This is a genomic window from Natronocalculus amylovorans, assembly GCF_023638035.1.
Lineage (GTDB): Archaea > Halobacteriota > Halobacteria > Halobacteriales > Haloferacaceae > Natronocalculus > Natronocalculus amylovorans.
This window is the reverse complement of record NZ_JAKRVX010000001.1, coordinates 1-22,560: the sequence shown is the minus strand read 5'-3', so window position 1 is coordinate 22,560 and position 22,560 is coordinate 1. Positions and strand designations below refer to the sequence as shown.

Below are 22,560 nucleotides of genomic sequence, written 5' to 3'. Positions count from 1 at the left end.
GTTACGCAGGTCGGAAGACGACAACCCGATCATCAGATGTCTTTCGATGTTCGACACCTACAGTTACTGTTTGTCCAGTTTCTACGTGCTCGGGATCGGCACCACGAACAATACCGGTGAGTCGGACTGGACCGAACGTGACAACTGCGGTTGCATATGGTGTATCATCCGCAAAGCCTGGTGCAGCGACATAGATCACACTATAAGTTTCGATCGTTCCCGTTTCTGGAAGCGGTGTTTCCGTGAGTTCAGTGGAGCCAGTATATGGGCAGACCCGACGTGGCGGAAGCGACCCATGGCCAGCAGGAGACTGTAAATAGTAGCCTGAGCCGTCTTCGATCGCATCAAGCCACTCATCATAGCCGGTATCTTTGATCCGATCGCTCATTTGTCCACCTCCAAAATATGGACAACCGCACTTGCAACGGTTCCCCCCGCATTGTGTGTCAGTCCAATCTCTGCATCAGAAACATGGTTGCTATTCGGGTGATCCCCACGTAGCAGGCGTGTCATCTCTGCAATCTGGCTCCCACCAGTTGCGCCAACTGGGTGGCCTTTTGCTTTCAATCCCCCCGAGAGGTTAATCGGTCGATCGCTGTCTGCAGTAGTCTCACCACGCGCTGCAGCCCCAATCCCCGCACCGGGCTCGTAAAATCCGATCGATTCAAGCGCCAGCACTTCTGCGATCGTAAAGCAGTCGTGTACTTCTGCAACGTCGACGTCATCCGGTGTGACTCCTGCTTCGGCATAGGCCATCTCTGCAGCTGCTGTTGCGGCCGGCGTCTGCGCCATGTGCTCTCGTTCACTGAGTGCTGCTCTGTCGCTTCCTTGTCCAGTTCCGGAGATGGTAACTGGTGCATCAATATCATTCTCGGTTGCATAGCTATCGGAGACGAGGACAATCGCGCTCGCTCCATCAGTGATTGGGCATGCATCAAATAATCCAAGCGGAGAGGCAACCTGTGGTGCATCTAATACCTGTCCAACCGTTATTTCACGTTGGTACTGTGCATATTCGTTCGGAACCGCATTCTTGTGATTCTTCACTGCGATGTGTGCAAGGTCTTCTCGATCGCCACCAAACGAATCAAAATATGCCTGCGCCATCAGTGCATACGCGCCGGGGAACGTTATCCCTGCACGAACCTCAAACAACGAATCAGCAGCGATGGACAGCGCGTCAGTCGCTGCTGGTGTCGAGAGGTTTGTCATTCGCTCCATCCCACCGGCAAGGATTACGTCTGCCGCACCCGATCGAATCGTCCGAACAGCCGCTCGAACGGCGACACCAGCAGACGCACACGCAAGTTCGTATCGCGTAGCCGGGCAATGAATACCTGCTGCATCAGCCATAATCGGCGCTTGATGGCTTTGTCGTTCTGCATCTGCACCCATGAAGTTGCCATAGTTGAGTTCATCAACATCCGACCGAGCGACACCGGCATCGTCAAATGCCCGCTGAGCCGCCTCCGCGAAGAGATCGCGGCCCGTTCGATCGGGTGCACTCCCAAAATGTGTGAGACCGACGCCAGCGACGCGTACCGTTTTCATACATGAATGTTGATGTGGGATACGGTATATGTGTGCCGGATCACTGGTCTCGTTGTGCTGTTCGTATGGTTGTCTGTGTTAGCCGATGTACCGGAGCTCGTCGTCGCTCGGAATCTGCGTCTGTTGACTCTGCATCTCACGGATCTTTCCTGCTACCTCTTCCATCTCCTCGGCACGCTCTTCTAGCGAGCCGAAGTCAACCTCGATTGAGAGTACAGATTGTAGTACCTCAAGCACTGCCTGTGCGCTCTTTGGATCGACAAGATAGCCGCTCGTTTCCCCCATCAAGCAGGCGACATCCAGTCCACGACGCTTTCCAAGACCAAGCAAGAGGCCACTGACACCAACGATTCCGCCAGCGGGTTCATCAGCCCGGAACTCAACGTCCACCGCTTCGAGTGATTCTTTGAGTGCAGCATCTGTCACTGCCCCGAGGACGGTGTACTCTTCGACAAGTTCACCAGTTGGTACCCCACCGAGTGCGAATGCTCGTTCAACATCGAACGACTCTGCGATCGTCAAGATTGCGTCGGTGAGTGTATAGTGACCAGCGTTTGTGGCCGCCTGGTGGTCACCTGTAAGCACGAGCAGGTCTGGTGCATCATCTGGTGTATGCACTGCATGGAACTCCGCACAGGTCAACGACGCGACGCCTTCATCGTCGATCGTCACTTGTGGGGGGAACTCCTCCGCATAGAGCCGACGGACAAGCTCACTGTCCAACTCTTCAAGAATATGTTCTGCGGCGAGTTTACCAACGTGACCGACACCCGGCAATCCCTCGATAAGAACCGGATCTGTCAACTCCGGGTCAGCAACTCGCTCAATATCGATCGCGTCCATGCACAGTACTCGTGTCCGGATAGGTTAAGAGGGCGTCGGTACGGCTGCGTTAGGTGTCGTCACGTTTCCGTGCCCTGCGATACTCGCCATACGGATCGTCCGGATTAAACGGCGCGGGAGCAGTGTTGATTGCCGTTGCACCACACTCCGGACAACTGTCCTCAAGCGTGTACACTGGTCGATCGTGCGCTTGTTCCCAAACTGAACAGATATGGATGTCGGATTTCATAAAAAGCTGCAAGAAACGACTTATTCGTCGTCTTCACGGCGCTCTCTGTGGAACTCCCCAAGGCCACCAACGGATTTGATCGCCGCAGTTGCGCGAGAGGCGCTTGCCTCAAGTTCTGCTTCAGCGGTTTTATAATCCGGCGCTCGGACCTTGATCCGATACTCAGGTGAGCCAACATAGGAGACAGATAGCTCAACCTCTTCTGGGACCTCGCCGTTGCCTTCAGCTGCTTTGAGCGCATCTTTGATTGCGTCAACACCCTCAGGCGTCGCAATTGAGAGGTCAACGTAGCCAGTCACATTAACGTAGGGCACCGACACGTTCTCACGAGCAGTCTCGACGATCGCATCGATCTCATCTTCGCTGAGTTCGGTGTCTTCGAGCGCTTCGGTGCCGTGAATTGCTGCTTCTTCGAAGGCATCATAGAGCGTTTCGTACTCCGTGAGCATTGCATTCGCAATCTCACTGTACGTTTCGTTTTCAATATCTTCGCCGAATGCAAGCAGCATCCAATTATCGGCTTTCTGCTCGTTTTTCCACTCTTGGATCTTTTCTTTGTGCTGGTGCTCGTTGACGTCCTTGATTGAGAGGTCGATCTGTTGGGACGACTCGTTTACTTCAAGCACTTTTGCAACCACTGTTTGTCCTTCACGGACGTGGTCGCGAACGTTTTTGATCCAGCCGCTGGCGACCTCGCTAATGTGGGCAAGCCCGCGCTTGTCCTCATACTCTTCGAGGTCGACGAACACACCGAAATCGGCGATTTCATCTACCTTTCCAACGACGAGGTCACCAGGTTCGGGCCAGCCACTGTACTTCATCGGTTATCGTGCCTCGACGGTCTCGACAATCTCGTGTTCGATCTCTGCTTTTCCACCGGTTGGAACTGCGAGCGTTGTTCCGCAAACAGCACAGCTGATAACGCTTGCTGCTTTCTGGAAGACGATCTGTTCGTTCTCACAGTCACCACATTTAACGCGTAGGTAATCTCCTGCCATAATTTACTCCTGGAACTCAAGTCGGCCTGCGCGCCATCCTTTTCGCATGTGGGCTTTCCCACACTCTGCACAGCGGTATTTCAGGTTCGTCTTTTTCGTTGGTTTGTCACCACCAGGAACTTTCGAGAACTTCCCGGCGTTACCGATCGACGCTTTCTGACGTTTGCGCTGTCGGTCTTGGACCTTTTTCATTCCAGTCGATCGGCCGGTTCGGACCTTCTCGACTTCGTGTTCGTGGTGTGCGCGGCAATGCGGACAGTATGTATTTAATCGGCGTGGCATCTGCATAGCTATCTACCTTAGCGGGACTTCGATATCGGGCGTTAAAACCCGTTTGGTTCGGACCCGAGTGTGTGAGTGACTCGTACACTACCGGTGACAGTTCTGTGCCAGCCGCCACACTGCATCGAAGCGGTTAAACACAGACATTTCGAACAGTGGGGTATGCAGAACCTCATCGTTAGAGGGGACCCGGGGATCCGGAAGGATGCTATCATCGAGTACGATGGGAAAGAACAAGTGTGCTTTTCGATCCAACGACAGGGCGACTGGCACGGCCCTGAGGAGGTCCAACTCTGGTGTACGATCGGCACTGAAGACGAGCGCGAAGCCTATGAAAAACGAGAGTACGTCCCGCACTGGTTGGACGTTGATACGATTGACGCCGCAGAGCTTGATGTAATTAAAGCACGCGGCGAACTGTCCGTTTAAACGCGGTCTCTGTTATCCGAATTTATTATCGTTCGAGAAGCGAGCGTTAGCGTACTCGATAGATCCGAACCGCACCGGTTTCATATGCAAGTTCAACCGTTTCAAGCTCTGTAATCGAAATCTCACCGTAGCGTTGTTCCTCGGTTGGACCAATCCAAATGTACGTTACCCCATACGCATCCAGCACTGCCTGTTGGGCTTCTGGATCACCGACAAACGCCCGATCGACCTCCGTTACTCTCGCGTAGTACGCCTCATCGCCCCGATAGCCAACCTCGTGTGACCAACCCGCAACCGTTGGCACACCAGTCAGTGTTGAGGCAGGATTCGCTCGCCATGTATAGATGCCCGGGTGCGACCCGTCTTCGGCAAGCCCTTCAGGAGAGATGGATGCCCCCGGCGCTTCAAGTAGAACATCCCCACGCTCGGATTCAGCGTCAAGCCACCGAATTGCGTCTGCTTCTTCGGGATAACGCTCCTCTGTGAACTGCGTTGCATGGAGCGTTCCTGCGTTATTGTTCGCAAAATGATCTGCGAGCGCATACCCCGCATACGGAAGCGTAACCGCAAATAGAATCACAACCACAACAATTCCGGCCGTTTTTCGTGTTTGTTTGCTCGGCCACCACTGTGCAATCTTTTCGCGTGGGGCAATGAATGAGCTAAGCACAACACCCATTGCGATCGACCAGACGATCCACACCTGAAAGTACACTTTGAATACGGTATTCAGCCGCAGTGGGCCGGCTTGTTCGACAACGTACACGAGTTCGACGATTCCGATCAGCCCCGCACCGCCGATGAGTAGCGCAGTTTCAAATCCAACATCTCGATCAAACCGGAGCGCGATCCATCCAAGCAGTAGCAGGGGTCCTGCAACTGCTAAGATCGCAAATGATGAGATGACCGCCGCAATCAGTGTCACACCAACTGCTGCAGCAATCGCAAGGACGCCAGTTCGGCTCGGGGCAATTCGTCCAATCAGATACAGCCCAAATGCCGCTACAAACGCCCCATGAACGATCAGGAGCCCACTCAGTGCGCTTCGATCGCTCCCTGCAAGCAACGAGATCTCTTGTCCGCTCGTCGCAGTCAGTAAGAAGGGCGCACCAAGTGCAAAACTCAACCCGCCAACGATCGCGGCCACAATCAGCGCGCCGCCGGTTCGCCCAACCTCTGTTGCGATCGCAGTGGTCGGTAGCCGTTTCTCAATGCTTGCGTGTGCTGACGCCCCTCGTGGGAGCACAGTGAGTGGATGTGCCGGTGCAAACGTGAGTGCGAGCCACACGACGCCGATAATTGTTGGGACGCTCCATGTGTCAACAATAACTTGTAAGCCGCCAAGTATTGGGACTGCGACAAACAGCAGGAACTGCCGCCAGCGCCGATCGGGCTCCGGCGTGAGCCAGTAGCTAAATGCAAGCGCAATACCGAGCAACAAGAACGGAATACCCATCATGTGTGCGTGAAGATCACCGTTGAGCCACGCAAACAGTGGAAACTCGTTGATTGTTCCAGGGATAATCCGACTCGGTGCCCAGTAGCTAAATCCAGCTTCACCAGCCAACACGGTGTCCGGCTCTGTGCCGACGCCCTGGGCCCATCCATCGGCGATCGCAACTGCAATTTGATCGGGAAGAGACGTGATTATGCGCCATCCAGCTGTGATGAGATTCCCTGCGAGTCCAACAAACACCGCACCACAGAGTCCAGCAAATCGGGCAGGGTACCCTCGATGCGCGGCGATCGAGGCAGCGAGATCATACACCCCAACAACAACCATCGCAAAAAAGCCAGCCAGTGCGAGGTTGTACGCAAAATCCGCACTTGTGCCGGTGAGAAGCGCAAGTAGCACCGTCATCAGGTGTCCACCGTAGTAGTACTGCACTGACTCGCCAGCGAACCACATTGACTCCGGGGGGAGCGTTTCAGCGCGGAGGAGCGATCGAAGAAGCCCATAATCAAGGAACTTCTCTCCACCTGCGGCGCTCACTGCTGGATCTGCGGTCCTAATTGCGACAACCAGGAAGAATGCAAGTGTAAACACTGTTGCCGACGCAACAACGGTATTTTGGTCCCATGTGATTTCTTCAGCTAGTGTCAGCTGTCGATCGCGCAGTGCATCGAGGTCAAAAGCACAGAGTGCCGATATAAGGGTGAGGCCGATCAGTCCTGCGGCGAGTGCAACCGGTCCAAACGTAAGATGACCAATCCAGTAGGCGATTGTTGTCAGAATAACGAGCGCGATCGGAAGTGCGAATCCAACACCAGTTGTATGAAACCGTGAAAAAAGCCGTGCAGCGATCGGATAGCCCAAGAATCCGAGTACGGCATATGCGAGGAGCCACCACGCTACGAGGAGGTATTCCATTAATCAGGGGAGCACACCGTGATCAAATACATCTTTTGACTTTCACCGACTTGGCGACAAATTCAAACGTCTTTTACTGACTCCGCCAATACCCACTCGCATGTCACAGAGTCTCGGAATCGTTATTCCTGCGTTCAATCCGGATATTGAACGATTGCGAGACTATATTCGGGGGCTTACTGAGACCGTGGACCCCAGCGTTATTCGCGTCGAAATAGACGATCCGGATCCAGAGCATATCTCTGCGGTGTCTACGTTGCCTGCAACCGTTGCAATCTCGGACACACGCCGTGGGAAAGGAACCGCAATTACGGCCGGGTTTGAAGCGCTTGAGACCGATATCCTTGCATTTGCGGATGCCGATGGGAGTACCGCACCAACTGAATTTAAACGCATTATCTCATCGATTTGTACTGAGAGCGCAGACCTTGCAGTTGGGTCACGCAGACATCCACAGTCGATCGTGAGTTCACATCAGACGTTTGCTCGACGGCGGCTAGGTGATGCATTTGCAGCTACCGCGCGACTCCTGCTTGACGCGCCGCTCTATGATTACCAGTGTGGTGCCAAAGCGATCACCGCTGACACATGGAGTCGGGTTCGATCGCACCTCCATGAACCGGGGTTTGCATGGGACATCGAGCTTATTGCACTGGCTGCTGCGACGGATGCGCGTATTGTCGAAGTACCGATCGAATGGGAAGATATGCCTGGCTCAACCGTCTCCCCGCTTTCGGATGGGCTACATATGGCGCGGGGGCTTGTTGTCTCCAGACACCGTTCTCGAGTGGTCAGTGGCGATCGAGTTCATACATATCTTAATCGAAAAACCACCGAAACACCATCACTGATCGAGCGTATTGCAGAAACAGGGGCCGGTACAAGTGTAGTCGACCCCACACATGGGGCACAATAGAATGCCCACTGAAGATGCCCTCTCTGAGCTCGTTTCTGGCAAACGGTTCGGACAGTTTGCTTCAGTTGGGGCGGTCGGGGCAACGATCGATCTCTCAGTGAGTACAACGCTTACACTCTCCGAGTGGGTCCTTCCTGAAATTGCGAAGCTAATCGGCGCAGAGCTTGCGATTATTGTGATGTTTGTGATCAACGACCGGTGGACGTTTGCTGAGAACGGCCGTACTGGTCGCTGGCATACCGTTCGGCGATTCCTAAAATCGAATCTCGTTCGAAGTGGTGGACTTGCCGTACAGTTTCTGGTTGTTCGGTTTCTCACACGTACTGATATTACGGTCGTTATCTCAGGTACAGACATCTGGCCGGTGTTGACGATGCCGATCGCAATTGGCTGTTCATTCCTCGTCAATTATATTGCAGAGAGTCTGTTTACATGGCGGGTCACGGCATGAATCATGTGACTCTCTGTGTCGCCGAAAAGTCGCATACGGCGATTGAATCATAACCCTTAACCGTCACACCCGTTTTGGTTGATACAGCGGGATGGGATAGCCAGGAGATTCCGCCGGGCTCATAACCCGGAGATCAGTAGTTCAAATCTACTTCCCGCTACTGATCACTTTTCAGCGCGTCAATATTGAAGAGCGAGAGCCCGATCGTTCAAAACTTATAGTTCGATTTTGAGCCCAGGTCACCATCCGATTCTAGCGCTCCCAACCCACGAAACTCGTATCGATCGTCGCTCAAATAAACCGTCCCGTCTTCAACAGTTATTTTCACATCGTTGAGATAGGCTCCTTCACACGGTCCGAAGTTACAGTAGCCAGTATCCGATTCAAAATAGGCTCCATGATTTGTGCAGATAATCTCCCCGTTTCGCATCTCTGCACCTGACCCTTTATCCAATTTAATATGCGTGTAATGTTGGCAGTAATTCAGCCATCCGATCGGCCCATCTTCGAGCTGTGTCAAAATTGCCTCTTTTTCGGTCTCTTCAGCAGGGTCGTACACTCGGAAAATGAACGTTGAGTCGTTTGGTATCTCATCTACCGATGTAATTCGATCGCCCGTCATTGTTCACTCTTGATAATGAACTGGCTTAGAATCCACGGAACACAGATATGAGCAGCGAGAACGTTTAGCCAGCCGACACCGAATCAATACTGTGGCTCGCTTCGATGCAGTAGTGTTCGACCTCGACGATACGCTTTGTACACAGACACAATCCGGTTCGGAAATCTATTATGGAGCGTTTCGTGAAGCAGGGATCGACTCATTTGGCACACCAGCCGATCTATGGGGTGCCCTTGTTGGCTCACCAGACCCCGTGGACGATGTCGGCTATCTCGCAGCCGGTTTTACCACTGTTGCCGCACAGTATGGACAGACGCCGATCGACGCTGAAGCGCTGGCAGATGGATTTCTTTCGGTTGTCGATCACAGTGCGGTTACATTTCTCCCCGATGCAAAGCACGTTCTTAAAACCGTTAGTGAATCTTTCTCAATAGGGCTGTTGACGAATGGCCCATACCGAAGACAGGCACAAAAAATCGCGGCGCTCAATATTGAATCAGCGTTTGAAGCGATCGTGTACGCAGGTGATCTCCCTCGTCAAAAACCCAACCGAGAGCCATTTGATCGGGTTCTGGATACGCTTGGATCGACACCGTCACGAACGATGTATGTCGGCAATTCGCTCCGGCATGATGTCGCTGGCGCACAGGGTGTCGGAATGACTGCAGTCTGGTACACACCAACAGGTGCGGATCCCGCACCGTACGAGCCGGAATACATCATCGAATCATTGGCTGAATTGCTTTCTGTGGTGAGCCGATGACACCGATCGAAGCGATTGTTGCTGCCTGTTTTCCAACCGAATCAGTGCGATCAACAACAGAGCCATCCCAGGGGAACGAAAAACGGACGTCTATTGTCACACTCAGCAGCGGCCGTCAAGTCGTCATTCAGCAATCACGATCAGAGCGTTCACTTGAGACCCAGTTTGTACTCACTCGTGAGATTATTGCTCGAACGGATGTCCCTGTCGCAGCACCGATCGCTGCAGGCGCCCTTGACGGAACACCGTATCTCATTTCTGAACACGTTGCAGGAACGGATTTGCACACCCAATTCACGCAGTACGATCAAACTGATCAGCGCGAGATTGCGTATGCGTTTGGACGCGTTCTTGGAACGCTTCATGATGCATTTCAATTCTCTCGGTGTGGAGATGTCTTTGCAACTAACGGCTCACTTGCTGTGCAACCATCCACGGGCGATTCATGGCTGCGATCGTATGCACTTGCCGGGATTGACGCACTCCCTGACGCGTTCGGTCGGTATCGAGAACCGCTCACCAGTACAATCAACGAAGCCAACAGTTCGGAAAATCTCGACGCGCGGCTGTATCCATGGGATCTCAGACCAGGGAATGCGCTCGTCCGAGATGGAGAACTCACGGCGATCGTTGACTGGAGTCAGCCGAAAGCCGCACCGCCGGGGCTGTCTGTGGCAAAAGTTTCACACCTTGTTGCTGCGTGGTATGGAGAATCACCAGCGCAGTTACACGCTGCGTTGCGATCGGGGTACCGATCGATTCGCTCGCTTCCATCAGTTTCAACTGTCGAACAGATCGCCGCACTCACGCACTCTGCAGTGGATTCAAACGGTATCATAACACGACCGGGATACCCTGAACAGCGCGGTATGGCTGCAGCCGACTTTCATCGAACACACTTCGATCGCATTCTTGAATCGTAGCAGCACACCCCTCATTTCGTCTGTTCTTGGCTATTTTCACGAGGAGAAAATCCCGTAGTTTACGGCGGAGAGGAGGGTCACGCGGTCTGTGTGTCGTAGTGCTGTGATTCAACCTGCCGATCGTACAGGATTGAAAGGAGCGTTGTCACTGGTCCGGCTCCCGCTGCCTCTCCGATCGAGATCCCATCAACACGATCGACGGGTCGAATCTCCCATGTCGAGTTCGTCACAAACACCTCATCAGCACTCCGAAGGTCATCAGGGCGATACCGACCAGTTTCAACCGGAATCGATTCGGACTCGGCGAGTTCGATCACGGTCTGGCGTGTGATTCCGGGGAGTACAGGCCCCTCGAGCGAGGGAGTTTTGAGCGCATTGTCATCCACAAAAAAGAGATTGCTCGTTGCCCCCTCCGCGATGAAGCCGTCTTGATCAATCATCACTGCTTCGTCAGCATCGCTTACACGGAGTTCAAGCCGAGCCAAAATCCCATTCAGATAGTTGTGCGTTTTTGCCCGTGCAGGGAGTGCATTGTTCGGGATTCGTTTTGTTTTGACTGTTTGTAGCGTCGCTGGTCCATCCCAAACAGGTGTGCTCTCTTTCCCTCCACGCGGGAGTGAACTCACATACACCACCACTGTTGGATCACTCGTTGGCTGTGGCGTGAGTTTCCCGGGTTGGACACCGCGGGTGATTGCAAGTTTCACATATGCATCAGTGAAATTGTTTGCATCTAATGTGTCGTCGATTCGCTGTTTTAGTGTCTCACGGGAGAGCCCATGATCCAATTGCAAAATTGTGCATGTCTCATCAAGGCGATCGGCGTGGCTGTCCCATTTAAATACGTCTCCGCCATACGCACGGAGCGTCTCAAATGCGCCATCACCGTACATAAATCCACGATCGCGAACGGAAACTGTCGCCTTCGATGCAGGGACAAGCGATCCGTCTACGTGGTAGTACAGCTCTTTTTTATCCCTCTCCTCACTCATCGTCCCACCGCCATTCATTTCCTGCGTCGTGTTCGCTTCGCCACCGAGCACAGAGTGAAACAAAGTTTTCAATCATTGGTTTTCCTTCGTCTGTGAGGATGCTCTCGGGATGGAACTGGACGCCGATATGTGGTTTTTTGCGATGTCGAACGCCCATCACAACATTCCGTTCATCTTCGGTGCTCGCGGTTTCGATTAGCTCGGCAGGTAGGTCAGGCCGGTCGACACAGAGCGAGTGATATCGCCCAACTTCGATCCCCTGTGGGAGTCCTGAAAAGACACCACGCCCATCATGTACGATCACCGATGGTTTTCCGTGAACGACTTCCGGTGCGTGACCCACGCGAGAGCCACCTGCAGCACACAGTGCCTGATGGCCCAAGCAGACACCAAGAATTGGCCGTGAAAGCGCATACAGCGCAATTGATGACCCTGCTTGCGCTGGTGTTCCTGGACCTGGAGAGATAACGATTCCATCAGGGTTTATTTTACGGACATCCGCAACATCGATCGCGTCATTCCGTTTGACGAGTACCTCATCGGCAAACTCACCGACATATTGGACGAGGTTGTACACAAACGAATCATAGTTATCAACGACAAGAATCGTTGTTTCGGATGTCGGGGAAACTTCAGTCATTGTGAGGCCTCTTTGATCGCAAACTGATGATCAGTGAGTGCGGTGTCGATCGCGGTTATGAGCGCTTTGGCTTTTGCAAGCGTTTCGTCGTACTCTGCATCAGGGATCGAATCATGGACGATCCCAGCGCCGACTCTGAGATGGTACTTCGACTCGTGACGAGTAAGCGTCCTGATCACAATATTGAGGGTTGCATTGCCGTCGAATCCGAACACACCGATCCCACCGGTGTATGGTCCTCGTTGGGTATCCTCCATCTCGTCGATAATCTCCATTGTTCGTGGCTTCGGTGCGCCAGTGATCGTGCCCCCAGGGAATGTTGCTGCGATCGCGTCTGCAAGCGACACATCGTCCCGAAGCGTTCCATCAACAACAGATACGAGGTGCATCACCTCAGAGTAGCGATCGACACGCCGATATTCGCTCACGTCTACGGTTCCATACGCACAGATTTTCCCGAGATCGTTTCGTTCGAGATCGACCAACATCGCATGTTCTGCTCGTTCTTTTTCGTCAGTCGTCAGATCGTCTGCGAGCGCAGCATCTTCTTCCGGTGTCTTCCCGCGTGGGCGTGTTCCGGCGATCGGTTCCGTAACAATCCGGTCGTCGATCCGCTCAATAAGCAGTTCGGGGCTTGCACTGACTAGGTCGACGCCACTCCAGCGCTTTCCACCGGTACCATGGGCGCGACCGGAGAACTCGATGAGTGCAGAGTACGGGGACGGGTTGACTCGGCGGAGGGCATCATACGCTTCAACGGGGTGGACCGCAGCAGGAGCAACTAATCGTTGAGAGATGTTTGCTTGGAAGGTATCTCCATCGCGAATATACTGTTTGACTTGTCGGACTCGATCGGCAAACGCCGCCCGGCCGCAGTCGCTCTCAAACGTTGCGGTATCCGTTTCGACAGGTGGTGAACCAACTGCCGGGTCACCGGTGTGCATCCGATCAGCAAATGCCAATGCCCGCTCACATGCCTGATCGTAGATGTCGTCGAGAGCGCTAGTCTTGTCCGCAGTGTCTGGTATCTGTGGACAGACCGTGATCCGAACCAGCGTCTCCTCCCCGATATCATCCGTGTGCCATGCTGCAAGACAGTCATATTTCGATAGCTTGAGGCGCGGAATCGATCGATCGTCAACTGCAGTTTCGGGAAGTGTTTCTAACTCGCGAGCAATATCGTAGGAGAGCCAGCCAATTGCTCCGCAGGGGTACGGCACCGGGCACGAGTCGGTGACGATCGTTTCGTTCGAAAGAAATCCCTCGAGTGCGCTCAGTGACGGCGTCTCACGGCGATAATCCCCAGTTGCGTCTGTGTCAGCGTGGCGCTCTCTAACCGCTGCGTCTGCGCTGACTGTTAGTGTGTCATACGGCTCTGTCGCAAAATAGCCCCATCCGGCCTGTCCCCCTGTCGTTTCCAAAAATACGCCACCAGGGCCAGTTCGTGCCCGACGGTATGCGGTAAATGGGTCTGAAACCGTCTGCCGGAACTCGATCGGTACTCGAGCCCCGGATGGTGCATCGGCAGCGATCGACCGGAACTCCGATCGATCGGTGACGACGTGTGGTTCGCTCATACCGTCTCTTTCACACCATGTGGCCTAACAGTTTCGCGGTACGATAGCCCATCCACTGGTGTCAGTTCTCTGCAGCCCGGTCAATCCATTTTGCAACGACGCTCTCTGGGACGTCGATCGCATCTGAAAGCGCAACGGCATCTGCTGCTGCAAGCTCTGTAACCGTTACAATTCCTTCATTATTGAGACGCTCTGCATATGCGGGTCCGATTCCTTTGATTGACTGGACTGGGTCACCCGAAGCTTCCGCTTCATCCGACTCTTCAGGGGTATCTGTACCCACGGCCTCCGCTGGCTCGGCTACAGTATCTGACTCATCTGACTCATCAACAAGCGAGCCTGTAGACGCAGCCGCATCGGTTTCTTCGGCAACTGCGGCTGATTCATCAGCTTCGATTTCCTCACTGGCTTCTTCTCCGTCGTCAGCAGTTTTCCCTTCGTCTTCTTCGTCTTCTTCGTCTTCTTCGTCTTCTTCGTCTTCTTCGTCTTCTTCGTCTTCTTCGTCTTCTTCGTCTTCTTCGTCTTCTGAGACCAACCGATCATTCGAATCGATCCCCGCAGCTTCTGCTGGCTCCGCTGCCTCTTCAGGTTCATCCGGCTCCTCAACAAGTGATCCAGTTGATGCGCTGGCGTCGGTCTGCGCTGCAACAGGTTCGTCGGCCTCATCAGTTGCCTCCTCGGCCGGACTCTCAGCAGCTGTTTGTTCGTCATCGTCTCCTTCCCGTTCGACAGTCACCGCTGTTTCCCTTTGTGCGGCGTCATCATCGTTACCACCAATCCCAAGAATAGATTTGAGCTTCTGTAGCAAGGCCATTGCCGATGGCTACGAGGGGCGAATATTTAAAAACCAGTCTCGTGTCAGTTATCTCACCGCTCATAGAGGGTGAATGTATGCTCGCACTCAAAGTGTTTCTCGGAGTGCTTGGTTCATCGTGTCAATTGGTGCGGTATACTCGGTCCAAATCTCAAATGCCTCAACACCCTGAAATAGCAACATCCATGCCCCATCAATTGTCGTTGCACCGATCGAGGCTGCATCTTCGAGCAGCCGCGTCTCAAGCGGTGTGTACACTGCATCCAATACCGCAAGGCCTGGGTGAAGAAGCGATTTCTCGACTGGTGTTTTGTCTGCGTTCATTCCAACGCTTGTTGCATTCACGAGTAGCTCCGCCTCCGAGAGAACATCTGGAAGAATGTCTAATCCGCCCCCGGTCGCATTTGGTACCGCTTCAGCAAGGTCGATCGCACGTGCTGCGGTTCGGTTTGCGATCGTGACTGTTGCACCCGCGTCTGCCAATGCAAACGCGGCTGCTCGCCCAGCACCACCTGCACCAATAACAACCGCATGTTTATTTTCGATCGAAACCCCATGGTGTGTGAATGATCGGGTGACGCCAACTGCGTCGGTATTGTAACCTCTTGGTCTCGAAGCGGTGAAATCAACGGTGTTTACTGCACCAATACGTTCTGCGAGCGGATCCGTCTGTACGATTGAACACACATCTTGTTTGAATGGTATCGTCACATTTAGCCCGGCAACACCAAGCGCATCAGCACCAGCAATGGCTGCTTCAACGTTGTCCACTGCCGGTTCGAACGTCACGTACCGTGCATCCACTTCGAGTTCATCATACGCAGCCTCATGCATTGGGGGCGATCGAGAGTGCCCGACTGGGTTCCCAATCAGTCCATATACGTCCATACCTCATCGATGATTGCCGATCGGAAAAACGGTGAGTATTCCAATAGCCACCTACTGTAGGTAGTTGTGATCGGAATCGTTGTCAGCCGGGCAGATTACGCCTCGACACATATTCGAGACCAGTTGCTTGAGTGTACATCTTGGGAGACGCAGACAGACGAATCCCGTCCCAACGCGGATGGCGGCGGAACCTACTATACGACCCCGGGATTCGAGCTTCGAGAGTTTGATGAGCTACATATCTATCTCGATGATCCATCAGTTGCATTTTCAGCACCCGAACAGTTGGAGTTCGTTGTCTTTGTTTCCAGACACTCAGGGAACACCGGGAAGCTTCTAACAGCACATGTTACTGGGAACTTTGGCCCTGCAGAGTATGGCGGAACAGATGGTGGATTAGCCCGTGCAGCACCGAACGCACAGAAAGCGATCGTCGCGTCCATGCAACAGTATGCACCTGACGAATACGATGTTGGGATTGAATGTACCCATCACGGACCATCAGAGATGACTGTCCCGTCGCTGTTTGCAGAGGTCGGGAGTGACGACCCACAGTGGCGTGATCCTGAGGCTGCACGGGCTGTCGCGAAGGCTGTATTAGATTGTCAAACAGACGCCGACCGAATCGATTCTGATGGAAATACACGCCACGTTGTTGGGTTTGGCGGTGGACACTACGCACCGCGGTTTACTCGGGTTGTGATGGAAACGGACTGGGCTGTTGGCCACATCGGTGCTGATTGGCAACTCGAAGAGCTTGGTGATGCAACAGCAAACTGTGATGTTATTGATCGAGCATTCGCTGCAAGCAATGCAGCACTTGCAGTCGTTGAGGGGACAAAGCCGACACTTACGTCTGTTATTTCCGAGCTTGGATATCGAGTTGTCAGTGAGACGTGGCTCTCAGTTGTTGGTGATCGATCGCTCTCGCTTGTCAAGCAAGTCGAGTCAGAACTCTCCTCGATAGACGATGGGCTTCGATTCGGGGCTGGTGAGACAGACTCCGACGAACTCACTTACGTCTCGCTTCCCGATGAACTGTTGGCAGCCGCATCCGGAATTGATCTCGATCGAACATACAAGGCAGTCAAATCCCATACCGTCGCCTTCGAAACTACAGAGGGTGCAACGAAACCAGTCGGCCGCGCAGCCATCCACAGTAATGACGCGTATGATGCACTCGTCGACGAAGTTTCTGCTATTCTCACTGAAAAATACGACTCAGTCACTCGGACTGATGGCGAAATTGTTGCAACGACTGTTGGATTTGACCCCGAACGAGCTTCGACACTCGGTATTCCAGAAGGACCGAAATTCGGCCAGTTAGCCTCTGGTAGGGCGATTGAGCACGATGGACAGACAATCACTCCCGAGACGGTCTCCACTGAACAGGTCGATCGGTTTATTATTTCTCGACGGTAGTTAGACCATACCATCACGGTAAGCCCAGCAAAAAATGGGGTTTGAGCGCGTCAGACAGTTGTCTGACGAAGGGGAAAGGTAATTAGGCTTGGTCGGTAAGGCAACTGCATATATGGACTCTATCGTCGAGGATGCAATTGACGAGGCCGAAGAAACAAGGGAGCAGCCGGCCGATTCGTTCGACAACAACGGCCAAGGTGGAAACACTGCGCCGCCGCGTACAGGCACGATGACCGATGACGAGCTCCGTGAAGTTCTTCAAGACTTGCAGACGGACATTACTGTCGTCGGCTGTGGTGGTGCGGGCGGGAACACCGTCAACCGGATGGCGGAGGAAGGAATTACAGGTGCAAAACTGGTCGCAGCAAACACTGATGTTCAGCATCTCGTTGAAATCGAGGCTGATACAAAGATTCTGATGGGCCAGCAGAAAACGCAGGGTCGTGGTGCAGGATCACTTCCACAAGTTGGTGAAGAGGCAGCACTCGAGTCACAAGAAGAAATCTATGACGCGATTGAGGGATCTGACATGGTTTTTGTCACCGCAGGTCTTGGTGGTGGGACTGGAACCGGCTCTGCACCCGTCGTCGCAAAAGCCGCTCGTGAGTCTGGCGCGCTAACGATCGCCATTGTTACGACACCGTTTACTGCTGAGGGGGAGGTTCGACGGACCAACGCAGAAGCAGGGCTTGAGCGACTGCGCGACGTGAGTGACACGGTCATTGTTGTCCCGAACGATCGGCTTCTTGATGCCGTTGGAAAACTTCCTGTTCGACAGGCATTTAAAGTGAGCGACGAGGTTCTCATGCGATCGGTCAAAGGAATTACAGAGTTAATCACAAAACCAGGGCTTGTTAACCTCGACTTTGCTGATGTTCGCACGGTGATGGAGAAAGGTGGTGTCGCAATGATCGGGCTTGGTGAATCTGATACCGATTCGAAAGCACAGGAATCTGTTAAGAGCGCACTTCGATCACCGTTGCTCGATGTTGATATCTCCGGTGCGAACTCCGCGCTTGTCAATGTAACTGGCGGTAACGACATGTCGATTGAAGAAGCAGAGGGTGTCGTCGAAGAGATCTACGATCGGATTGATCCGGACGCTCGGATCATCTGGGGAACATCGATCGACGAAGAGTTGGAAGGCCAGATGCGAACGATGATTGTCGTGACAGGCGTGGAGTCGCCACAGATCTATGGTCGAAGTGAAGCACGACAGGCACGCCAAGCACAGCCACAACAAGGCGAAGACATCGACTACGTGGAATAATCTCTCTACGGGCCTTTTTTTGCTCGGCCGAACCAACACATAGAAAAGCCCTGACCGCAAAAGACGCGGTAATATGGACGTTCCGTACGATCTCAACAGCTATATTCGTGTCCTCAAACTGGCGAGTACGCCCACCTGGGACGAGTTCTGGCAGGTTTCGAAGATCGCAGGAGCCGGAGTGCTACTCATCGGATTCCTCGGATTCATTATCTTCGCAATCATGAACTTCATCCCTGGTGGTGTCTGATGGGTATTTTTGCACTCAAAACGACCGCAAGTCAAGAACGCACAGTCGCAGACATGGTTGCAAATCGCGAAGAGGACGAAATTCATGCCGTCCTTGCACCCGATCAGCTCACAAGCTACGTGATGGTCGAAGCGGACAACTTCGCCGTTCTTGAGCGTGTTCTTGAGGAGATTCCACACGCCCGAACGATCGTTCCCGGCGAATCCTCGCTTGCAGAGGTTGAACACTTTCTGTCACCAACCCCAGACGTGGAAGGGATTGCAGAAGGAGATATTGTCGAACTCATTGCTGGCCCGTTCAAAGGCGAAAAAGCGCGCGTTCAGCGGATTGACGAAGGGAAAGACCAAGTTACCGTTGAACTGTACGAAGCAACAGTTCCAATTCCAGTGACTGTCCGTGGTGATCAGATCCGCGTGCTTGATAGCGACGAGCGATAGTCGGTTACGGACACTGTTGTACTGTACTATACTGTACTTCTTTTCCAGTTGATCCCTACTCTTCCTCTAGCGTATCGAAGACTGCCCGAAGATTGACCTCTTTCTCGACAATTTCCTTGACTCTTTCTCGTTCTCGCACAGCTTTTGAATCCGCTTCATACGCTCTGACATATTCTGCGCGGGTGTGTTCATCGAACGCATGTCGAATCGCAATATACCCATCATACGTGATCGTATTACAGACTTGACACTGATGTCGTTCGTGTTCTCGTGCTTGGTGGAGGACAAGCGACTCACCATCATCGAACATTCGATTACAGTCACCGATCGCACATCGCCACTGGGACATATCCATTCGCAAGCAGGCTGTCTGTATAATGGTTTTGTGTGGGCCGTAGATACGATACAATCATCGCTACCTGATCTTACTGTTGTTAATCAATCCGTAGTAGCTAATGGGCTGGCAATCTGACGTACTGCTGTGAGCGATCGAGACCAAACGCGGGTTGATATGCATATTAAGACCCTCAACAGCCGTGTCGTTGCGCGTGCAAAGCAACGGGGGATCGACATACTTGTGTACGCACCACATTTTGTTCGACTGCCGGAAATCACTGCCCGAGCGCAGCGGTTCAGCGATGACGAACTTCTTGTTGTCCCTGCGCGTGAAATATTCACCGGTGACTGGCGTAACCGACGGCACATTCTTTCGATCGGCCTCTCCGATCCGGTTCCGGACTTCATCACGCTTGAGGCGGCACTTGCTGAACTCGACCGACAAGGCGCAGCCGTACTTGCCCCACATCCTGAGTTTATGAATGTAAGCTTGGAAAAGCCGGAGATCACCGCACATTCAGCCCGGATTGACGCTGTTGAGACATACAATGCGAAGCTGTTTCCACATCAAAATAAGCGCGGACAGCGGATTGCTGCGGAGATCGGCGATGCCGGATTTGGCTCTTCTTATGCGCACCTATCCACCAGCGTTGGTGAAGCATGGACGTCAATTGACGAGCGGATACCAAGCGATGATGCGCTTGTAGCGGCACTCAAAAATGATGTCACGCGGCGTGCAGTCCATCGCACTGGTCCACGCCACCATCTTCAAGGGGCGATCGAATTTGCACACCTTGGTTATGAAAATACATGGCAGAAGCTCGATCGACTTCTCCTCTCAGGAACGGAGCCAACCCACCCACGAAATCTCTTATACGATGGCCGATTTGACGATGTCTCAGTATATTAACTAAGGGTTTGGTAACTGTTACCAAAAATGGGCGTGATCGGTAGTATTCGGTACCAAATCTAACCCAAACAGTTCGCCTCGCGGCGAAGGTCAACTGTCGTGGGAACTTTCCTCGTGGGCACGACGAGAAATCATCTCGAAAATCGAGTATCGGGCTGAAATCGCTGGACTGTACGTGAAGCGAGTGCATCCGGGGAATACGTCTCGGTCGTGTCCTCGGTGCGGCGCGACGGGCCATACCACGAAGTCTCCCGACCACTCGTTTGAGGTGTGGTGGGGCGGGCACTTCCGCTGTGACAACGCTCGCTGTGGCTATCAAGCCGACCGGGACTACGTTGGTGCTGTCAACGTGGCTCGTGTGTTCTTCAGTGACTCGGCAACGTTGGAACACGATTTCACGTCTTCCTATACGGGAGCCTTTGAAATCGTGCCAGCAAGCCGTTCCGCTGGTGAGTCGTTCTCTGAGCGACGATCCTCATCAGAGCTCGCCTCTGATGGTGGCCCGCGTCTCGCGTTCGGTGACGCTCCCGTAGCGTATCTCGGACAGTCGGAGAAAGATGTGACTGCTGGTGGCGGGTCGTGCGTCATAGCGCCCGCTGTCACCCCGACAGAGACGAAAAACAACAGTAGCAACCGTTGTGCATCAAGCCCAGCGATGCTTGGAACGACTCGCTTTGCACGAGTCACTCCCAATTGCTACGGAAAATAGGAACGGTTACAGTCCAACCACGGTCGTAATCTCGGCACCTGCAGTATCGAGTGGAATAATATACCAGTGAACGACTGCGAACAATGCCACTTCTGCAACAGTAATAATCACGGTTACGATATCGGCTTTACTGCTTGAAACTGGAACCCCAATCGGAAGATTGTATTCTTTTTTATACGGATAGAACAGTGCAATCCCCCGTTTACTCCCTGCTAGATCGAGGATATAGTGGGTCAAAATTCCGATCCAGACATAGTGGAGATTGTTGAACACAATTGGCCAGATAACAAATATCGCAAGAATTGGGAGGTTGTGTAGTGTTTTTCTGTGCTTACCGAAATCGGTGTCTACATCTGGAAAGAGCGCACCAAGCGTGATTGGGATCGAAAGCTGTGCAATAACAATAAATGTCTCAATGTCTCCAGACGGCTCAAGGACGTACCCCAGTCCAATTGCCAATAGGATCGCGTTGAGAACATGCCCGCGTTTATTCATCATCTAGTGACACTCGGTCAGCCCAAACAAAGGTTGTCGTTTGATTTTTGAATATATGTCAGTTGTGAACCGCCTCGGGGCTTGACACCGAGGCGTTCGCCTTGCTTATCCGTAGACCTGTTTTCTAAAGTCGTAACTCCGAAAGACCGAACACAAATGGCTCCTTCGATACCGACAGGAACATGAATATACAGTACGACACACCGCAGTTTTTCCATCTTATGCAGTATGCGAACACTGCCGATCGGGATGTCATCGATATGGTCAGCGGGAATCCTGATTGGGAACCACCAAAAACAATCCGAACTGCACTCAAAACATATGCCGATGCAGACCCAGACCAATTTCAGTACCCCCCGAGTGACGGTCTTACTACACTAAAAGAAGAGATTGCTGCACGGAGAAATGTGGACCCTGACCAAGTTATTGTCACGAACGGTACTGGTGAGGCGAACTATCTTGCAATGGCCCGTGCACTTGAATACTGCTCGGGCTCGACTGTGGTGCTTACTGATCCCGTCTACCCATACTACCCCGGAAAGGCGACTATGCTTGGCGGGAACCCCACCCTCGTTGCAACAAACGTGGATGGATCACTAGATATAGATGCAATGGTTGCTGCGATTGATGATGATACTGCGTGTATCGTTCTCAATACGCCGAACAATCCAACCGGTGCAATTTATGACCTCTCGTCGGTCCGGACGATTATTTCAGCTGCGGAAGAACACGATGCGCTTGTTATTATGGATGAAGTGTATGACCACTTCGATCTCACTGGTTCTTTTGAGAGTGCACTCACAATAGATTCAGCAAACTGTATTGTCACCTCTGGATTCTCCAAATCGATGGCAATTACTGGATTTCGAGTCGGCTACGCGATCTTTCCCGAGCCGCTTGTTGATGCTGCAAAAACTAGGCATATGCTCGTGAATGTTGCCGGCAGTCGACCGGCACAGCAAGCGGTCTACGAGGCACTCCGTGAGACCCCACCGGAATACTACGAGTCGGCAAGAGAGACAATCCGAGACCGCATTGCTGCCTTTACGACCGCACTTGACGCAGCAGGGGCAGAATATAGTCGCCCTGATGGGTCATTCTACGTTCTTGCTCGATTTGACGGCTTCCCCGGAACAATGGAAAATACGAAACAGCTCATTGATGAGGCCGGCGTTGCTGGCATGCCAGGGGCGACGTTTGGTACTGCACGATCTGATTGGCTCCGATTTGCACTTGTTACACCGCGGGTTGAAGAGGCAGCTGACAGACTCGCTGCGTACTTCGGCTAAGTAGTATCTGAATATATTTTAGTACAGTTTGATTACAGTAGTAACTCCTCTCTTCGAATGAAATGCAAAAACCCCAAAGAGAGAAACCTCTCTTCGAGGGTTGAAAGTGGTATGAATGGAGGCGGCGGTGAACGACTCCCAGAGGGTCTCCCACTC

Annotated in this window: 28 protein-coding genes, 1 tRNA gene and 1 pseudogene; 14 read left to right on the top strand and 16 right to left on the bottom strand. The window is 53.0% G+C overall.

The window, feature by feature from the left end; translation table 11 throughout:
* Position 1: 1 nt before the first annotated feature.
* The 7 genes from AArcSt2_RS00150 to AArcSt2_RS00120 all read right to left on the bottom strand — a co-directional run bounded on the left by AArcSt2_RS00150 (position 2) and on the right by AArcSt2_RS00120 (position 3,909).
* The gene (locus AArcSt2_RS00150; protein ID WP_425493631.1) at positions 2 to 388 is read right to left on the bottom strand and encodes a Zn-ribbon domain-containing OB-fold protein; all 387 of its coding nucleotides are present in this window, start codon (positions 386 to 388) and stop codon (positions 2 to 4) included.
* On the bottom strand, positions 385 to 1,551 hold the full coding sequence (locus AArcSt2_RS00145; protein ID WP_174653100.1) for a thiolase domain-containing protein: 1,167 nt from the start codon (positions 1,549 to 1,551) through the stop codon (positions 385 to 387). The genes AArcSt2_RS00150 and AArcSt2_RS00145 overlap by 4 nt, the downstream gene beginning before the upstream one ends.
* Before the next feature lie 78 nt (positions 1,552 to 1,629).
* Positions 1,630 to 2,394, bottom strand: a complete 765-nt coding sequence (locus tag AArcSt2_RS00140; RefSeq protein WP_174653101.1) for a proteasome assembly chaperone family protein — start codon at positions 2,392 to 2,394, stop codon at positions 1,630 to 1,632.
* A gap of 49 nt (positions 2,395 to 2,443) precedes the next feature.
* Positions 2,444 to 2,623 carry an RNA-protein complex protein Nop10 gene (locus tag AArcSt2_RS00135; RefSeq protein ID WP_250582131.1) on the bottom strand — a complete coding sequence of 60 codons (180 nt, stop codon included), beginning with the start codon at positions 2,621 to 2,623 and terminating at the stop codon, positions 2,444 to 2,446.
* Between the two features lie 20 nt (positions 2,624 to 2,643).
* On the bottom strand, positions 2,644 to 3,444 hold the full coding sequence (locus AArcSt2_RS00130) for a translation initiation factor IF-2 subunit alpha (RefSeq protein ID WP_174653103.1): 801 nt from the start codon (positions 3,442 to 3,444) through the stop codon (positions 2,644 to 2,646).
* 3 nt (positions 3,445 to 3,447) lie between these two features.
* Positions 3,448 to 3,621: a 30S ribosomal protein S27e gene (locus AArcSt2_RS00125; RefSeq protein ID WP_174653104.1), complete on the bottom strand. Its 174-nt coding sequence runs from the start codon at positions 3,619 to 3,621 to the stop codon at positions 3,448 to 3,450.
* 3 nt (positions 3,622 to 3,624) lie between these two features.
* The gene (locus AArcSt2_RS00120) at positions 3,625 to 3,909 is read right to left on the bottom strand and encodes a 50S ribosomal protein L44e (RefSeq protein WP_174653105.1); all 285 of its coding nucleotides are present in this window, start codon (positions 3,907 to 3,909) and stop codon (positions 3,625 to 3,627) included.
* 156 nt (positions 3,910 to 4,065) lie between these two features.
* On the opposite strand from AArcSt2_RS00120, the gene AArcSt2_RS00115 reads away from it, so the two are divergent.
* Positions 4,066 to 4,332, top strand: a complete 267-nt coding sequence (locus tag AArcSt2_RS00115; protein ID WP_174653106.1) for an HAH_0734 family protein — start codon at positions 4,066 to 4,068, stop codon at positions 4,330 to 4,332.
* Between the two features lie 46 nt (positions 4,333 to 4,378).
* Here the strand turns inward: AArcSt2_RS00115 and AArcSt2_RS00110 are convergent, their stop codons facing one another.
* Entirely contained in the window at positions 4,379 to 6,703 is a 2,325-nt protein-coding gene (locus AArcSt2_RS00110; RefSeq protein ID WP_250582129.1) for a DUF2298 domain-containing protein, read from the bottom strand.
* Between the two features lie 100 nt (positions 6,704 to 6,803).
* Between AArcSt2_RS00110 and AArcSt2_RS00105 the strand changes: the two genes are divergently transcribed.
* The 3 genes from AArcSt2_RS00105 to AArcSt2_RS00095 all read left to right on the top strand — a co-directional run bounded on the left by AArcSt2_RS00105 (position 6,804) and on the right by AArcSt2_RS00095 (position 8,230).
* A complete protein-coding gene (locus AArcSt2_RS00105) occupies positions 6,804 to 7,619 on the top strand; it encodes a glycosyltransferase (protein WP_174653108.1) in 816 nt (271 codons plus the stop codon).
* Position 7,620: 1 nt separating this feature from the next.
* Positions 7,621 to 8,070 carry a GtrA family protein gene (locus AArcSt2_RS00100; RefSeq protein ID WP_174653109.1) on the top strand — a complete coding sequence of 150 codons (450 nt, stop codon included), beginning with the start codon at positions 7,621 to 7,623 and terminating at the stop codon, positions 8,068 to 8,070.
* An 85-nt stretch (positions 8,071 to 8,155) separates the two neighbouring features.
* Positions 8,156 to 8,230 (top strand) — tRNA-Met (locus tag AArcSt2_RS00095).
* Positions 8,231 to 8,278: 48 nt separating this feature from the next.
* Here AArcSt2_RS00095 and AArcSt2_RS00090 read toward each other — a convergent pair.
* Complete coding sequence (locus AArcSt2_RS00090) at positions 8,279 to 8,692, bottom strand: Rieske (2Fe-2S) protein (protein WP_174653110.1); 414 nt, start codon at positions 8,690 to 8,692, stop codon at positions 8,279 to 8,281.
* A gap of 91 nt (positions 8,693 to 8,783) precedes the next feature.
* Here AArcSt2_RS00090 and AArcSt2_RS00085 point away from each other — a divergent pair, with 91 nt between their 5' ends.
* Both AArcSt2_RS00085 and AArcSt2_RS00080 read left to right on the top strand, forming a co-directional pair.
* A complete protein-coding gene (locus tag AArcSt2_RS00085) occupies positions 8,784 to 9,455 on the top strand; it encodes an HAD family hydrolase (protein ID WP_250582127.1) in 672 nt (223 codons plus the stop codon).
* Positions 9,452 to 10,378 carry a phosphotransferase family protein gene (locus AArcSt2_RS00080; RefSeq protein ID WP_250582125.1) on the top strand — a complete coding sequence of 309 codons (927 nt, stop codon included), beginning with the start codon at positions 9,452 to 9,454 and terminating at the stop codon, positions 10,376 to 10,378. Before AArcSt2_RS00085 ends, AArcSt2_RS00080 begins: the two co-directional genes overlap by 4 nt.
* Positions 10,379 to 10,455: 77 nt before the next feature.
* Here AArcSt2_RS00080 and AArcSt2_RS00075 read toward each other — a convergent pair whose 3' ends face one another.
* From AArcSt2_RS00075 to aroE, 5 genes are all read right to left on the bottom strand, one after another.
* Positions 10,456 to 11,388: an aminotransferase class IV gene (locus AArcSt2_RS00075; RefSeq protein ID WP_425493630.1), complete on the bottom strand. Its 933-nt coding sequence runs from the start codon at positions 11,386 to 11,388 to the stop codon at positions 10,456 to 10,458.
* Positions 11,363 to 12,010, bottom strand: a complete 648-nt coding sequence (locus tag AArcSt2_RS00070; protein WP_174653114.1) for an anthranilate synthase component II — start codon at positions 12,008 to 12,010, stop codon at positions 11,363 to 11,365. The genes AArcSt2_RS00075 and AArcSt2_RS00070 overlap by 26 nt, the downstream gene beginning before the upstream one ends.
* Positions 12,007 to 13,587 carry an anthranilate synthase component I family protein gene (locus tag AArcSt2_RS00065; RefSeq protein WP_174653115.1) on the bottom strand — a complete coding sequence of 527 codons (1,581 nt, stop codon included), beginning with the start codon at positions 13,585 to 13,587 and terminating at the stop codon, positions 12,007 to 12,009. The genes AArcSt2_RS00070 and AArcSt2_RS00065 overlap by 4 nt, the downstream gene beginning before the upstream one ends.
* 61 nt (positions 13,588 to 13,648) lie before the next feature.
* Positions 13,649 to 14,401 carry a helix-hairpin-helix domain-containing protein gene (locus AArcSt2_RS00060; RefSeq protein ID WP_250582123.1) on the bottom strand — a complete coding sequence of 251 codons (753 nt, stop codon included), beginning with the start codon at positions 14,399 to 14,401 and terminating at the stop codon, positions 13,649 to 13,651.
* An 87-nt stretch (positions 14,402 to 14,488) separates the two neighbouring features.
* Entirely contained in the window at positions 14,489 to 15,289 is an 801-nt protein-coding gene (gene aroE / locus AArcSt2_RS00055; RefSeq protein WP_174653117.1) for a shikimate dehydrogenase, read from the bottom strand.
* A 66-nt stretch (positions 15,290 to 15,355) separates the two neighbouring features.
* Here aroE and AArcSt2_RS00050 point away from each other — a divergent pair, with 66 nt between their 5' ends.
* The 4 genes from AArcSt2_RS00050 (at position 15,356) to AArcSt2_RS00035 (ending at position 18,665) form a co-directional block, all read left to right on the top strand.
* Positions 15,356 to 16,711 carry a D-aminoacyl-tRNA deacylase gene (locus tag AArcSt2_RS00050; protein ID WP_250582121.1) on the top strand — a complete coding sequence of 452 codons (1,356 nt, stop codon included), beginning with the start codon at positions 15,356 to 15,358 and terminating at the stop codon, positions 16,709 to 16,711.
* A gap of 112 nt (positions 16,712 to 16,823) precedes the next feature.
* The gene (ftsZ, locus tag AArcSt2_RS00045; protein WP_174653119.1) at positions 16,824 to 17,981 is read left to right on the top strand and encodes a cell division protein FtsZ; all 1,158 of its coding nucleotides are present in this window, start codon (positions 16,824 to 16,826) and stop codon (positions 17,979 to 17,981) included.
* A 73-nt stretch (positions 17,982 to 18,054) separates the two neighbouring features.
* Positions 18,055 to 18,228 carry a protein translocase SEC61 complex subunit gamma gene (locus AArcSt2_RS00040; RefSeq protein WP_174653120.1) on the top strand — a complete coding sequence of 58 codons (174 nt, stop codon included), beginning with the start codon at positions 18,055 to 18,057 and terminating at the stop codon, positions 18,226 to 18,228.
* On the top strand, positions 18,228 to 18,665 hold the full coding sequence (locus tag AArcSt2_RS00035; protein WP_174653121.1) for a transcription elongation factor Spt5: 438 nt from the start codon (positions 18,228 to 18,230) through the stop codon (positions 18,663 to 18,665). Before AArcSt2_RS00040 ends, AArcSt2_RS00035 begins: the two co-directional genes overlap by 1 nt.
* A gap of 55 nt (positions 18,666 to 18,720) precedes the next feature.
* Here AArcSt2_RS00035 and AArcSt2_RS00030 read toward each other — a convergent pair whose 3' ends face one another.
* Positions 18,721 to 19,014 carry a DUF7565 family protein gene (locus tag AArcSt2_RS00030; RefSeq protein WP_250582119.1) on the bottom strand — a complete coding sequence of 98 codons (294 nt, stop codon included), beginning with the start codon at positions 19,012 to 19,014 and terminating at the stop codon, positions 18,721 to 18,723.
* Between the two features lie 162 nt (positions 19,015 to 19,176).
* Here AArcSt2_RS00030 and AArcSt2_RS00025 point away from each other — a divergent pair, with 162 nt between their 5' ends.
* The 3 genes and pseudogenes from AArcSt2_RS00025 to AArcSt2_RS00015 all read left to right on the top strand — a co-directional run bounded on the left by AArcSt2_RS00025 (position 19,177) and on the right by AArcSt2_RS00015 (position 20,620).
* Positions 19,177 to 19,911 carry a PHP domain-containing protein gene (locus AArcSt2_RS00025; protein WP_174654575.1) on the top strand — a complete coding sequence of 245 codons (735 nt, stop codon included), beginning with the start codon at positions 19,177 to 19,179 and terminating at the stop codon, positions 19,909 to 19,911.
* Between the two features lie 94 nt (positions 19,912 to 20,005).
* A pseudogene (locus tag AArcSt2_RS16665) lies at positions 20,006 to 20,251 on the top strand (zinc ribbon domain-containing protein); the annotation flags it as partial.
* A gap of 87 nt (positions 20,252 to 20,338) precedes the next feature.
* Positions 20,339 to 20,620 (top strand): hypothetical protein, encoded by a 282-nt coding sequence (locus AArcSt2_RS00015; protein WP_250583159.1) that lies wholly within the window; start codon positions 20,339 to 20,341, stop codon positions 20,618 to 20,620.
* 6 nt (positions 20,621 to 20,626) lie between these two features.
* Here AArcSt2_RS00015 and AArcSt2_RS00010 read toward each other — a convergent pair whose 3' ends face one another.
* Positions 20,627 to 21,115, bottom strand: coding sequence for a metal-dependent hydrolase (locus AArcSt2_RS00010; protein WP_174654576.1), 489 nt, complete (start codon positions 21,113 to 21,115; stop codon positions 20,627 to 20,629).
* Positions 21,116 to 21,297: 182 nt separating this feature from the next.
* Here AArcSt2_RS00010 and AArcSt2_RS00005 point away from each other — a divergent pair, with 182 nt between their 5' ends.
* Positions 21,298 to 22,404, top strand: coding sequence for a pyridoxal phosphate-dependent aminotransferase (locus AArcSt2_RS00005; RefSeq protein ID WP_425493629.1), 1,107 nt, complete (start codon positions 21,298 to 21,300; stop codon positions 22,402 to 22,404).
* Positions 22,405 to 22,560 lie beyond the last annotated feature (156 nt).